Origin of the sequence: Aquabacterium sp. (assembly GCF_004297345.1) — a bacterium.
Classification (GTDB): Bacteria; Pseudomonadota; Gammaproteobacteria; order Burkholderiales; family Burkholderiaceae_C; genus Aquabacterium.
Map to the genome: position 1 here is coordinate 1 of NZ_SCTN01000267.1, position 14,057 is coordinate 14,057.

Genomic DNA, 14,057 nt, shown 5'->3' on the forward strand with positions numbered 1-14,057 from the left:
CGTGGGTGAAGCCGCTCTTGTGGCTGCTGTGTACCGTGCCTTTTGTGGTGGTGATGATCAAGGGCTTCACGGGGCACCTGGGCGCCAATCCGGCAGAGAAACTCATCAGGGAAACGGGCGAGTGGGCCTTGCGCTGGCTGTGGCTGACGCTGGCAATCTCGCCCTTGCGCGAAGCAGCCTCGCTGCCCACCTTGATGCGTTATCGGCGCGCCCTGGGTGTCACCACCTTTGTCTATGCCCTGCTGCACTTCCTGGCCTACGCCTGGCTGGACAAGGGGCTGGTGATCGATGACATCGTCAAGGACGTGATCAAGCGCAACTTCATTCTGGTGGGCGTGCTGGCGCTGGCCTTGATGACGCCGTTGGCGCTGACCTCTTTCAACTCGGCCATCCGCAAGCTGGGCGGGCGACGCTGGCAGGCTTTGCACAAGCTGGTCTACGCTGTGGCGCTGCTGGGTTTGCTGCACTTCTATTGGAAGAAAGCAGCCAAGAACGATGTGAGCGAGGTGATGGTCTATGCAGTGATCCTGGCGCTGCTGCTGGGCTGGCGCGCCATGCGCAAGGGTGGTGTGATGGGCATGCTGAAAGTGCGTTGAATTGATCGACCTGTTGCTTCTTTTCGTGCCGTTCTTTGTGCTGGTTCTGATGGGCTGGGGCGCGGCGCGCCGTGGGGTGTTGCCGGTGGATGGCATCGGGGCGCTCAACAGCTTTGTGCTGTACTTCGGCTTGTCTGCCATGGTGTTTCGGCTCAGTGCCAGCGGCGCGCTGATGCAGGAAGGCTTGCTGGGCTTGCTGCTGGCCTATGGCGTAGCGGGCTCGGTGATCACGGTGCTGGCCTTGATCTGGAGCGTGCGTGTGGGCCTGATCCGGCGCGATGGCGGGCTGGTGGCGCTGGTCACGGCTTTCCCGAACACCGGTTTTCTGGGCCTGCCGTTGCTGACCGGTTTGCTGGGCCCGAAAGCAGCCGGGCCTGTGGCGGCCACGCTCATTGTGGACGTGCTGCTGCTGAGTTCCTTGTGCCTGGCCTGGGCGCACTCCCACACCGCACAAGAAGCGCCGGGCGATGACCCGCATGAGGCCTGGCATGCCGCACAGGCTTCGCTCAAAGGCGCCTTGCGCAACCCGCTGCTGTGGTCCATGGCCGTGGGCATGCTGTTTGCCGCGCTGAACTGGCATCTGCCTCATCCAGTGGATGAAACGGTGCGGCTGCTGGGCCTGTCTGCCACGCCCACGGCTTTGTTCACGCTGGGCGCGATTCTGGCGAGGGCGCAGATGCAGCCAGCACGCGATGGCGTGGTCATGCCAGGTATCTGGGTGCCGGCGCTCCTCAAGCTGGCCGTGCATCCACTCATCGTGTGCGGGGCGGGCTGGGGTTTGCAATGTGCTGGGGTGCCTGTGACCGCCTATGGCTTGTTGACGGTCACGATGGCGGCGGCCCTGCCTTCTGCCAGCAATGTGTCGATGCTGGCCGAGCGTGAAGGTGCCAACACCACCTTGGTGGCCCGTGTGATTTTGTGGACCACGGCGCTGGCCTTGCTGACCGTGGCGCTGTGGGCGCACGGCCTGGGTGTTCAGGCCACTTCAGCCACCACCTGATTGCGCCCTGACAGCTTGCCCTTGTACAGGGCCGTGTCTGCCCGGTTGACGGGCTCATCGATGGACTCGTCGTCGTGGTGGCAACTCACGCCGAAGGTCATGCTGACCTTGATCTGCTTGCCTTCGAATGGCACCTCGACGGCGGCGATTTGCTGGCGCAGGCGTTCGGCCACCGTGCTGGCCATTTCCAGCGTGGCGTTGGGCATCAGGATCAGGAACTCTTCGCCGCCCCAGCGGGCCACGCTGTCCTGCTCGCGCAAGGCCTGACGCAAGAGCACACTCACGGCCGTCAGTACGGCATCACCCGCCGCGTGACCGAATTCATCGTTGATGCCTTTGAAGTGGTCGATATCGGCCAGCACGAAGGCCAGTGGTGCGTGGTTGCGTTTGCGTTGCACCAGTTCGTACTCGGCCACTTCCATCAGGCTGCGGCGGTTGAGCAGGTGGGTGAGCGGGTCGGTGGTGGCCAGCACGCGCAAATCTTTTTCGGCCTTGGTCACCAGTTGCAGGTAGATGTTGGACAGGTAGGTCAGCAGCAGGACGGTGACGGCAATGTTGAAGTAACGCAGCGCAGTCAAGGCTTCCGTGCTGATGTGGTCATACGGCTGGAGACCTCGCAAGTTGTAGTCCATGCCCAAGTAGACCGCCAGCAGCAGGCCGATCAGCAAGGGCCTGAAAGCGCGTACCTTCATCCTGCTGATGACCACCACGGGGACGACCACAAGCAGGTAGTAATGAAAGCCGCTGTCCCAGCCGATGGCGCGCACGGCCAGGGCGGCGTGGGCCAGGATCTCTGTCACGATCAGACCGACGGCCAGCAGATTCAGGCGCTGTTTCAAGCAGAGATAGCTGGTGGCGAAGAGGACGACGCTGCCCAGGTTGACCCAGGCCAGCGAGTGCGCACCCAGGCCGTAGAACAAGCCGAGGAACATCACATGGGTGGCCCCCGCCACCACAGCCACCTTGTGCATCAGTTTCCAGAATGCGGAAGCCGTGTTGCGGTTGGTGAACTGTCGGCTCAGGAGTGATTGGGGTTCGCGGTCCATCGTCCGCTTATATCGGCAGCTGCCAGGTGTTCTTGAGCACTATGCCGCGATCGACAGGGTGATGTTGCCTGTGTAGCCGTTGGTCACGCTGCCGCTCAGCGTGGTCATCTCCAGCGTGATGCCGTCGCTGAAGACGTTGTCAGTCGCAAAGCTGATCTTGCCGAGGTTGGTCAGGCTGGCGCTGTAGCCGCTGGCATTGGTGTAGACCTCGGTGCAGGTGCTCACGGGGAAGGCCAGTTGCGTGGTCTTGAGCTTGTTGCTGAAGCTGGTGGCCGTGGTCAGGCTACGGTAGATCTCCAGATGCATGTGCGGCATGCGGCCGTCATAGCAACCCGGGAAGATGGTGGTGAAGGTGGCGTTGCCGCTGGCATCGGTGGCTTGCACGCCGCGCAGGTAGTTCTGGTCAGTGACGCCGCTGGAGTACAGCGAGTATTTGCCATCGCGGTTGCAGTGCCACAGGTAGATGGCATAGCCCTCCAGTGAGGCGCATGAGGCGTTGGTGTTGGTCAGCTGGATGGTGAGGACCAGCGGCACGCCGGCTGCTGTGCCGCTGGCGCCGTCGATGCTGCTGCGGATGTCGCTGCGCACCACGCTGGCCAGCATGAGCGCGTTGCTGGTGGCCCCGTTGCTGGTGTTGGAGCCGTCGCCTGGGTAGGGGCCGGCGGTTTCTTCCGGTGCAACGGAGCAGGTGCTTGATCCCGTTGTTGTGATCGTTGTTGTCGTGGTGCTTGCGCTGGTGCCGGTGCTGCTGGATGTGCTGTTGGCCGTGCTGCCCGCATCACCGCCTCCGCCGCAACCCAGCATGGGCAGGACGCCGGTGGCAGCCAGGGCGCTGGCCGTACTCAGCCAGCGTATCAACTGACGGCGCTCATGCTGCTGTGCCAGGGTGCTCAGATCGTGTTCAAGTCCGTGCTTGTGCATGGTATGCAGGGGTATGGGGTGGTGTGGCCTCCATGCTGCCCATCGCATGATGCTGCTTCATGTGCGCTTTTTGTCAGCGCTGACACATTGGTGTGTCCATGGCGGTCAAATACCCTGGCGGTGGCGCATCACTGCAGTCAGGCAAAATATGCGCCCTCCCTGCTTCGCGAGTTTTCGAATGGAAATCAAAGTCAATTTTCTTGACAAGCTTCGTCTTGAAGCCAAGTTCGATGACTTCACAGTGATCGCCGACCAGCCCATCCGCTACAAAGGCGATGGCTCGGCCCCAGGGCCATTTGATTATTTTCTGGCTTCATCAGCCTTGTGCGCGGCTTACTTTGTGAAGCTGTACTGCGTCACGCGCGATATCCCTACCGACAATATTCGCCTGTCGCAGAACAACATTGTCGATCCGGAAAATCGCTACCAGCAGATATTCAAGATCCAGGTCGAGTTGCCGGCAGACATATCCGACAAAGACCGCCAAGGCATCTTGCGGTCTATCGATCGTTGTACGGTAAAAAAGGTGGTGCAGGCCGGGCCTGAGTTCGTGATCGAGCAGGTGGAAAACCTCGATGCCGATGCGCAGTCCTTGCTCACCTTGAAGCCGGATGCCTCAACGAGCACCTACATCGCAGGCAAGGATCTGCCGCTTGAGCAAACCATTGCGAACATGTCAGGGACCTTGGCCGCCCTGGGCATCAAGATCGAAATTGCGTCATGGCGCAACATCGTTCCCAATGTGTGGTCGCTGCATATCCGCGATGCGCACTCCCCCATGTGCTTTACCAATGGCAAGGGGGCGACCAAGGAGAGTGCCCTCGCGTCGGCCTTGGGCGAGTACATTGAGCGCCTGAGCTGCAACCACTTCTACGGCGGTCAGTTCTGGGGCGAAGACATTGCCAATGCGGCGTTCGTGCATTACCCGAACGAGCGCTGGTTCAAGCCTGGTCCTGACGATGCCTTGCCGGATGACATCCTCGATGAGCACTGCCTGGCCATCTATAACCCGGATGGTGAACTGCGTGGCTCGCACCTGATCGACACCAATTCAGGCAATGCACAACGCGGCATTTGTTCGCTGCCCTATGTCCGCCAGTCGGACGGCCAGGTCGTTTATTTCCCGTCCAACCTGATCGAGAACCTGTATGTCAGCAATGGCATGAGCGCCGGCAACACCTTGGTCGAAGCGCAAGTGCAATGCCTGTCAGAAATATTTGAACGTGCCGTCAAGCGCGAGATCCTGGAAGGGGAGATCGCGCTGCCCGATGTGCCGCCAGAAGTACTGGCCAAATACCCAGGCATCCTGGCTGGCATCCAGGGCCTGGAAGAGCAAGGCTTTCCGGTGTTGGTGAAGGATGCCTCGCTGGGTGGCCAGTACCCGCTGATGTGCGTGACGCTGATGAACCCGAAGACAGGCGGTGTATTTGCCTCGTTCGGCGCGCACCCCAGCTTTGAAGTGGCGCTGGAGCGCAGCCTGACGGAGTTGCTGCAGGGGCGCAGTTTTGAAGGCTTGAACGACTTGCCTCGCCCGACCTTTGTGAGCAATGCCGTGACGGAGCCCAATAACTTCGTTGAACACTTCATTGACTCCAGTGGCGTGGTGTCGTGGCGTTTCTTCAGCGCCAAAGCACATCATGATTTCGTCGAGTGGGACTTTTCTCGCCAAGGTGCCAACGCCAATGCCGAGGAAGCCGCAGCCTTGTTCGGCATCCTCGAAGACATGGGCAAAGAAGTGTATGTGGCTGTCTATGACCAGTTGGGCGCCACCGCGTGCCGGATCCTGGTGCCGGGTTACTCGGAGGTCTATCCGGTAGAGGATCTGATTTGGGACAACACCAACAAGGCCCTGCTGTTTCGCGCCGATATCCTGAACTTGCATCGCCTGGACGACGATCAGCTTGAAGCGCTGCTCGATCGTTTGCAGGACAGCGAGCTGGATGACTACAACGACATCAGCACATTGATCGGCATCGAGTTCGACGAGAACACGGTCTGGGGGCAGTTGACCATTCTGGAACTCAAGCTGCTGATCCATCTCGCTTTGCAGCAATTGGAGAATGCGCAAGAACTGGTGGGCGCCTTCTTGCAATACAACGACAACACGGTCGAGCGCGGCTTGTTTTATCAAGCCTTGAACGCGGTGCTGGAAGTGGTGCTGGACGACGAGATGGCGCTGGAAGATTACGAAGCCAATTTCCGGCGGATGTTTGGCAACCCGCGCATGGATGCTGTCATTGGATCGGTGAATGGCAGCGTGCGCTTCCATGGTTTGACTCCGACCAGCATGAAGCTGGAGGGGCTCGACAGGCACCAGCGCCTGATCGACAGCTACAAGAAGCTGCACAGGGCGCGGGCCGCCGTTGGCGTCAGCTGATGGGCTGAATAGATGGGCGCGCAAAGGCGGCCCATCGTTCAGTTCAGCTTGTTGGCGCGGTGCAGTACGCCTTTGAGCGCCACCCCAGTGTGCGTCTTCTTGCTGACGATGTGATCGGGCGTGCCTTCGGCCGCGACCTTGCCGCCACCGGTGCCGCCTTCGGGGCCCATGTCGATGATCCAGTCGGCTTCGGCGATCACGTCCAGATCGTGCTCGATCACGACCACGCTGTGGCCACCATCCACCAGCCTGTGCAGCACGCGGATGAGCTTTTCCACGTCGGCCAGGTGCAGGCCGACCGTGGGTTCATCCAGTACGTACAGGGTGTGAGGCGCCTTCTGGCCACGGCGGGTGATGTCGTCGCGCACCTTGCTGAGTTCGGTGACCAGCTTGATGCGCTGCGCCTCGCCGCCTGACAAGGTGGGGGAGGGCTGGCCCAGCGTGAGGTAGCCCAGGCCCACGTCCTGCAGCAGTTTGAGCGGGTGCGCGATGGAGGGCATGGTGGAGAAGAACGCGACGGCCTCGTCCACCTCCATCTTGAGCACGTCGCCGATGTGTTTGCCGCGCCAGGTGGCGGCCAGCGTCTCGGGGTTGAAGCGCATGCCGTTGCAGGTGTCGCAGTGCACCTTCACATCGGGCAGGAAGGCCATCTCGATGGTGCGGATGCCCTGGCCTTCGCAAGCCGGGCAGCGGCCCTCGCCTGTGTTGAAGCTGAATCGACCGGCCGCCCAGCCGCGTGCGCGGGCTTCCAGCGTGTCGGCAAAGAGCTTGCGGATGGTGTCCCAGAAGCCGATGTAGGTAGCCGGGCAGGAGCGCGGCGTCTTACCGATCGGGGTCTGGTCGACTTCAAGCACGCGATCTACCGCGCCCCAGCCTTCGATGCCATCGCAGCCCACCCACAGTGGCGCAGTCTTGGCGCGTTCCTTGGGCGGGATGCTGACGGCAGTCTGCACATTGGCCAGCAGCACGTCGCGCGCGATGGTGGACTTGCCCGAGCCCGATACGCCTGTGACGGCCACCAGGCGCTGCAGCGGCACTTTGACGCTGACCTGATCGAGGTTGTGCAGGCGCGCCTTCTTGATGCTCAACTGCGGTGTCTCGGCCGTGATGGCGCGGCGTTGGCCGTCTTCGCCTTGCAGCGGGTGGGCCATGGGCTGGCGCAGGCAGCGGCCGGTAACCGAGGTCTCGGAAGCCATGATGTCGGCCACGGAGCCTTCGGCCACGACCGTGCCGCCACGCACACCGGCGCCGGGGCCGATGTCGATGATGTGCTCGGCGCGGCGAATGGTGTCCTCATCGTGTTCGACCACGACCAGCGTGTTGCCCTCTTTGCCCAGGGTGTGAAGGGCTTCGAGCAGCAACTGGTTGTCACGGGGGTGCAGACCGATGGTGGGCTCGTCCAGCACATAGCAGACGCCTTGCAGGTTCGAGCCCAGTTGGGCGGCCAGGCGGATACGCTGGGCTTCGCCGCCAGACAGCGTGGGTGCGGCGCGGTCCAGGCTGAGGTAGCCCAGGCCGACCTGCTCCATGAAGCTCAGGCGGGATTTGATCTCGCTGACGATGTCGCGGGCAATCGTGGCTTCGCGGCCGTCGAGCTTGAGCTTTTCGCCCCACTTGCGCGCGTCCTTGACGGACAAGGCGGACAGCTCGGCGATGGACTGGCCGCGCAGCTGAACCGCACGTGCCACCGGATTGAGGCGTGCGCCATGGCAGGTCTCGCATTCGGCATCGGTCACGTCTTCCACATCGGGCTCGGCGAAGGTCTGTTCGCGGCCCTTGTTGTCATCGGTCTGCGAGTCGTCCATCACCTTGCGCTGTTCACGTGTCAGCGCCAGGCCCGTGCCCACGCAGTCTGGGCACCAGCCGTGCTTGCTGTTGTACGAGAACAGACGTGGGTCCAGCTCGGGGTAGCTGGTGCCACAGCTCGGGCAGGCGCGCTCGGTGGAGAACACCTTGACGCGGCCCATGTGCAAGGTGGACTTGCCCGTGGCCAGTGCTTCAGCCAGGCCTTCCAGCCCGGTGATGAGGTGGACCACACCCTTGCCATGTTCCAGGGCCGATGCCAGCAACTCGCGCAGGCGTGCTTCGTTCTCAGGCTTGACCACCACATCGCCCACAGGCAGCTCGATGGTGTGCTCGCGATAACGGTCGATCTTGGGGCCGCTGGCCGTGCCCCAACCCGCGCTGGGCAGGAACTCGCCATCCACACGCAGGTGTGTGAAGCCTTTGCTGGAGGCCCACTTGGCCAGCTCTGTGTAGATGCCCTTGCGGTTGACCACCAGCGGCGCCATCAGGCCGATGTGCTGGCCCCGGTAATCTCGCACCCATTGGGCCGCGATGGCCTCGGGCGTTTGGGGCAGCACGGCCATGGGGTGGCCATCGGCATCACAGCAGGCCGGGTTGGTGCAGTGCTGCACGCCCAGCTTCACGAACAGCAGGCGCAGGAAGTGGTGCACTTCGGTGGTCGTGCCCACGGTGCTCTTGCGGCCACCGCGAGACAGGCGCTGCTCGATGGCGACCGTCGGCGGGATGCCATAAACGGCATCGACCTCAGGCCGGCCTGCAGGCTGCACCAGCGAGCGCGCATAGGCGTTGAGCGACTCCAGATAACGACGCTGGCCTTCGTTGAAGAGGATGTCAAACGCCAGCGTGGATTTGCCCGAGCCCGACACGCCCGTGATCACGTTGAACTTGCCACGCGGGATGTGCACGCTCATGCCCTTGAGGTTGTTCTCGTGGGCATTGATCACTTCGATGCTGTCGTGGCCAGGCGCCTTGGCAGCGGCTTCACGGCGGCGCTCGCGGCGAGCCTTGATGATGGCTTGCAGTGAGGTGCCTTCATCGCTGCGCAGCTTGTCGGCGAGGCCCAGTTCATAGGCAGCCTCGCGCTCCATGGCGACGACAGCGGCATTGGCCTCGGCGTCATTGCTTGCCTTGCTCTTGCTGCCCTTCGTGCTCTTGCTCGCCTTGGTGGCCTTGTCGCTTTTCGCGGCAGCCTCTTCGCCACCCGGCACATCCAGCCCCAACGCATCTTCGTATTCACGCAGGGCCACACCGGTGGCCGTGTGCTTCAGGCGCACTTCTTCCGGCGGGCCAAAGGCCACCAGCTGGCCGCCGGCATCACCGCCTTCGGGGCCTAGCTCGATCAGCCAGTCGCAAGCCCGGATCACATCCAGGTTGTGCTCGATCAGGATGATGGAGTTGCCGGCATCCAGCAGCTTGGCAAAGGCCCGCATCAGCTTGGCGATGTCGTCGAAGTGCAGGCCGGTGGTGGGCTCGTCGAACATGAAGAGCGTGCCCTTGCGCGCGGTGCGCTGGCCTGACTTGCTGGCTTGCTGCGCGGTCTCGACCAGATGGCCGGCCAGCTTCAAGCGCTGCGCTTCGCCGCCAGACAAGGTCGGCACAGGCTGGCCCAGCTTCACATAGTCCAGGCCCACATCGGCGAGCGGCTGCAGAGCGCGCACCACGTCCACATCCTGGCCGAACAGGCGCACGGCCTCGGCCACGGTCAGCTCCAGCACGTCCGAGATGGAGAGCTGCTTGCCCAGGCGCTCGATCTTGACCTCGCGCACCTCGGCGCGGAAGCGTGTGCCATCGCAATCGGGGCAACGCAGGTAGACGTCGCTCAGGAACTGCATCTCCACGTGCTCGAAGCCCGAGCCGCCGCAGGTGGCGCATCGGCCCGTGCCCGCGTTGAAGCTGAAGGTGCCGGCTGTGTACTTGCGTTCTTTCGCCAAAGGCGTGACGGCAAAGATCGTGCGCACCGCATCAAAAGCGCCCACATAGCTGGCGGGGTTCGAGCGAGCCGTCTTGCCGATGGGCGATTGATCAACGAAGTTGACGGCGCTCAGCCAGTCCGCGCCCAGCAGCTCATCGTGCTCACCCGGTGAGTCCGTGGCCTGGCCGAAGTGGCGCAGCAGGGCGGGGTGCAGGATGTCCTGGATCAGGGTGGATTTGCCCGAACCGCTCACGCCCGTCACGCCCACCAGGCGCTGCAGGGGGAACTCGATGTTCAGGTTCTGCAGGTTGTGCTGACGCGCACCTTGCAGGATCAGCTTGGGCGTGTTGTCTTGCACGATGCGACGCAGGCCCATGCCGATGGTGCGGCGGGCGCCCAGGTAAGCGCCCGTCAGCGTTTCTGCTTTTTTCAGGTCATCAGGCGTGCCATCGAACACGATGCGGCCGCCTTGATGGCCAGGGCCGGGGCCCAGGTCAATCACGCGGTCAGCGGCCAGCATCACGGCGGGGTCATGCTCGACCACCACCAGCGTATTGCCGGCATCAACCAGGCGTTGCATGGCGATGTTGATCCGGTCCATGTCGCGCGGGTGCAGGCCGATGCTGGGCTCGTCCAGCACGAACAGGGTGTTGACCAGCGAGGTGCCCAGGGCCGTGGTCAGGTTGATGCGCTGCACTTCGCCGCCCGACAGGGTGCGGCTCTGGCGGTCCAGCGTGAGGTAACCCAGGCCCACGTCCACGAGGTATTTCAAGCGGGTGCGGATCTCGTCGAGCAGCAAGGCGAGCGCATCGTTGTCGCCCCGGTTGGCCAGCGTCACGAAGGAGAAGAAGCGCTGCAGTTGCGAGATCGGCATCAACATCACGTCGTGCAGATTCAAGCCAGGCAGTTGTTCGAGTTTGACGCGAGGCATCGCGATGCCCTTTGTCAGCATGCGCTTTGATGTCGGCAGTACCGCATCGGCATCTTCACGTGAGCCAAGGCGCCACAGCAATGACTCGGTCTGCAAGCGCGCGCCATCGCACGTGGGGCAGGTGGTGTAGCTGCGGTACTTGGACAAGAGCACGCGGATGTGCATCTTGTAGGCCTTGCTCTCCAGGTACTCGAAGAAGCGTTTGATGCCGTACCACTGCTTGTTCCAGTTGCCCTTCCAGGTCGGGTCGCCGTCGAGCACCCAGGCCTTGTGCTCGGGTGTCATCTGCGCCCAGGTGGTGTCACGCGGGATGCCGGCGTCACCGGCGTACTTGATCAGGTCCGCCTGGCAATCAGCCCAGGCGGGCGTTTGCAGGGGCTTGATGGCGCCGCCGCGCAGCGTCTTCTTGGCATCGGGGATGACGAGGCCCCAGTCCACACCGATGACGCGGCCAAAGCCCCGGCAGGCCGGGCAGGCACCGGCTGCGGAGTTGAACGAGAACATGCCGGGCGTAGGTGCGCTGTAGCGGCGGTGGCTGTCGGGGCAATGCAGGCCGGCAGAGAAGCGCCACAGATCGGGTTCACCGTCTCCCTCAGGCAATGCATACACGGTGATGTGGCCGCTGCCGCGCTTGAAGGCCACTTCCAGCGCCTCCATCACGCGCGGCCTGTCCAGATCGGCGCCAGATGGATCGGCCCCGACGCGGAAGCGGTCTGCCACCACGTCCAGCACCAGGCGCTCGTCCGAGGCAATTTCGGCGCTGGCCTCGTCCTTCGTCTTCTTGCCGGCTGACTTGGTCGCTTTCTTGGCTGCCGCTTTCTTCTTCGCGGGCTTGGCGCCGTCGGCGGCCTCTGCCTCGCCTGAAGCAGAGGCCTGTGTGGATGTCAGCGCCGCAGAAGGCAGCAAGCTGGCCTTGACCACCCGCTGCGCCTGGATGCGCGAGAAACCACTGACCGACAGCCACTCCTGCATCTGCTCAGGCGTGGTGTTGGCCGGCAGCTCGGCGCCAAAGGTGATCACCACACGGCGGCCACCCGGCGTGGCCGCACAACGTTGCAGCAGTTCGTCAAACACCGATTGCGGCGAGTCTTCCCGCACCAGCAGGCCGGTGTCCTGGTCGAACAACTGGGCTGCGCGCGCAAACAAGAGCTTGAGGTGGTCGTTCAGCTCGGTCATCGTACCGACCGTCGAGCGCGAGGTGCGCACGGGATTGGTCTGGTCGATGGCAATCGCCGGCGGCACGCCTTCCACGCGGTCCACCGCAGGGCGGTCCATGCGATCGAGGAACTGGCGTGCATAAGCGCTGAAGGTCTCGACGTAACGACGCTGGCCCTCGGCATACAAGGTGTCGAACACCAGCGACGATTTGCCGGAGCCGCTGGGGCCCGTCACGACCGTCAATTCACCCGTGCGGATGTCGAGATCGAGGTTCTTGAGATTGTGCTGGCGGGCACCGCGGATGCGGATATCGGACATGGGACACCTTGCGCTGGCAGACCGCTGCAGGAGGATCCCCACAGCAGGAGCGCAAACATTCTAGAGAGGGATTCGTGACTGTGTTGGCATGCGGTGGAAATCAGTGGTTCGAAGGGGAATTGCGACCTGCTTTTGTTACGGATTGATCCTCAAGTCCACGGCTGATTGGACGTAAACGCCGTGTAACAGGGGCTGATAGTTGCCGGGCACCAATGTGGTGCTCACTCCTCGCGTCAAGGTGGCCCAACATGACGCACTATGCAACGGGCTGAAAGCGTCGATGCCTCGGCTTGCTGTACTTTCCGAGAACGTGAGGAGACTCAAGTGATATCGACATGGATCGCCAACCTGCCACTGCGCCACAAATTCGTCTTGTTGAGCTTGGTGGCCTTGCTGATGGCCGCGGCGCCATCCACGCTCGTCTTGAGCAGCGCGGTCGGCAACCTGCATGACCTGCGTGAAGAGGTCAAGGGCCTGGCGCCCTCCGAGGCCATGCTCAAGTTGATTCGCCTGACGCAGGAGCACCGCGGTCTGTCCGCTGCCGTGCTCAGCGGCGATGCCAGCAAGCAAGCCGTTCGACAGGAGCGCCAGGCACAGGTTGAGCAGGCGTACGCCGGGGTTCTGAGCGCCTTGTCCGATATGGACAGCGCGTCCTTGCGCGGCAAGGTCGATGAATTGCACAGAGATTGGCAGGCACTGGCTCAGGATGTATCGTCTGTCGCGCTGGCTACACCCGCCAGCATCAAGCGTCACACCGAACTGGTGAACAGGCAGTTGCTCTTGCTGGAAGACGTGGTGGGTGACTCCGGCCTGGCACTGGATGCCGACGCGCAGTGCTACTACCTCATCACGGCAGCGTTCCGCGATCTGCCCAGGCTGACAGAGAAGCTGGGCATCTCTCGGGCCAAAGGTACCGCCATGCTGGTCAAGAAGGACCCCGCCTCCACGGAGGGGCATGCCCTGGCCAGCTTGCTCGATGGCTTGAAAGCGCATGCGGTGGACGCCTCAAGGGACATGGAGAAGTCTGGTGCGCTCAAAGAGGACGATGCCGGTGCGCTGTCGTCTGCCTTCAAGGAAGCCACCGAGGCACAGGCGCGTGGTCAAAGCCTGATCGAGCGGATTGTTCAGGCTGACGATCTGTCTGGGCAGGACTCCGCCGCCTATTTCAAGGACATGACCAGCGTGATCCAGGCGCAATTTGCGGTCAGCCAGGAAATCGTCAAGCAACTCAATGCACGCTTGCAGAACCGTGTGGCCGCGGAAGCGCGCCAGGTCGTGTTGACTGGGGTCGTGATGGTGATCATGCTGGCCCTGGGCGCCGGATTGGCCATCGTCATCACCCGCCTGACCACCCGTACCGTCAACGGTGCGGTGCGCGTGGCGCAAGCCATGGCGCAAGGTGATCTGAGCCAGACCATGTACGCCGAGCAGCGTGACGAGATTGGCCAGTTGGTGCGCGCGATGGGCGCGGCCATGAAGCAGTTCAAACAGGTCATCAGCGGCATCAAGGATGCGAGCGAATCGGTGGCCACCGCATCCACACAGATCGCACAAGGCAATCTGGATCTGAGCTCGCGCACCGAGAACCAGGCCTCGTCCTTGCAGCAGACGGCTTCGTCGATGGAAGAGATGTCTGCCACGGTGAGCAACAACGCCAGCACGGCACAAAGTGCCAATCGACTGGCTCTGGAGGCGGCTGCTGAAGCCGAGCGCAGCGGGCAGATCTTCGGGCAGGTGGTCAACAAGATGTCGGCCATTCAGCAATCGAGCCGCCGCATTGCCGAGATCAACGCCGTGATCGATGGCATCGCCTTCCAGACCAACATCCTGGCTTTGAACGCCGCCGTGGAAGCAGCACGCGCAGGCGAGCAGGGGCGTGGTTTTGCCGTGGTGGCCTCCGAAGTGCGCAGCCTGGCCCAGCGTTCGGCTCAGGCCGCCCGCGAGATCAAGAACCTGATCAGCGCCAGTTCGGACAACGTGGATGAGGGTTAC

The 14,057-nt window shown here is 62.8% G+C and carries 7 protein-coding genes; 4 read left to right on the forward strand and 3 right to left on the reverse strand.

What is annotated here, in order from left to right; translation table 11 throughout:
- Both EPO09_RS09395 and EPO09_RS09400 read left to right on the forward strand, forming a co-directional pair.
- Positions 1-596: sulfite oxidase heme-binding subunit YedZ (locus EPO09_RS09395; RefSeq protein ID WP_367200059.1), on the forward strand; the 596-nt coding region annotated here is incomplete at its 5' end.
- A 1-nt stretch (position 597) separates the two neighbouring features.
- Positions 598-1,596 (forward strand): AEC family transporter, encoded by a 999-nt coding sequence (locus tag EPO09_RS09400; protein ID WP_290642454.1) that lies wholly within the window; start codon positions 598-600, stop codon positions 1,594-1,596.
- Here EPO09_RS09400 and EPO09_RS09405 read toward each other — a convergent pair.
- Both EPO09_RS09405 and EPO09_RS09410 read right to left on the reverse strand, forming a co-directional pair.
- The gene (locus EPO09_RS09405; RefSeq protein ID WP_290642456.1) at positions 1,572-2,642 is read right to left on the reverse strand and encodes a GGDEF domain-containing protein; all 1,071 of its coding nucleotides are present in this window, start codon (positions 2,640-2,642) and stop codon (positions 1,572-1,574) included. The genes EPO09_RS09400 and EPO09_RS09405 overlap by 25 nt on opposite strands.
- Positions 2,643-2,681: 39 nt before the next feature.
- Complete coding sequence (locus EPO09_RS09410; protein WP_290642458.1) at positions 2,682-3,563, reverse strand: intradiol ring-cleavage dioxygenase; 882 nt, start codon at positions 3,561-3,563, stop codon at positions 2,682-2,684.
- 178 nt (positions 3,564-3,741) lie between these two features.
- Between EPO09_RS09410 and EPO09_RS09415 the strand changes: the two genes are divergently transcribed.
- A complete protein-coding gene (locus tag EPO09_RS09415) occupies positions 3,742-5,940 on the forward strand; it encodes an OsmC domain/YcaO domain-containing protein (RefSeq protein WP_290642460.1) in 2,199 nt (732 codons plus the stop codon).
- A gap of 38 nt (positions 5,941-5,978) precedes the next feature.
- Here the strand turns inward: EPO09_RS09415 and EPO09_RS09420 are convergent, their stop codons facing one another.
- Complete coding sequence (locus EPO09_RS09420; RefSeq protein ID WP_290642462.1) at positions 5,979-12,065, reverse strand: excinuclease ABC subunit UvrA; 6,087 nt, start codon at positions 12,063-12,065, stop codon at positions 5,979-5,981.
- Positions 12,066-12,389: 324 nt separating this feature from the next.
- Here EPO09_RS09420 and EPO09_RS09425 point away from each other — a divergent pair.
- On the forward strand, positions 12,390-14,057 hold a 1,668-nt coding region (locus tag EPO09_RS09425; RefSeq protein WP_290642464.1), incomplete at its 3' end, for a methyl-accepting chemotaxis protein.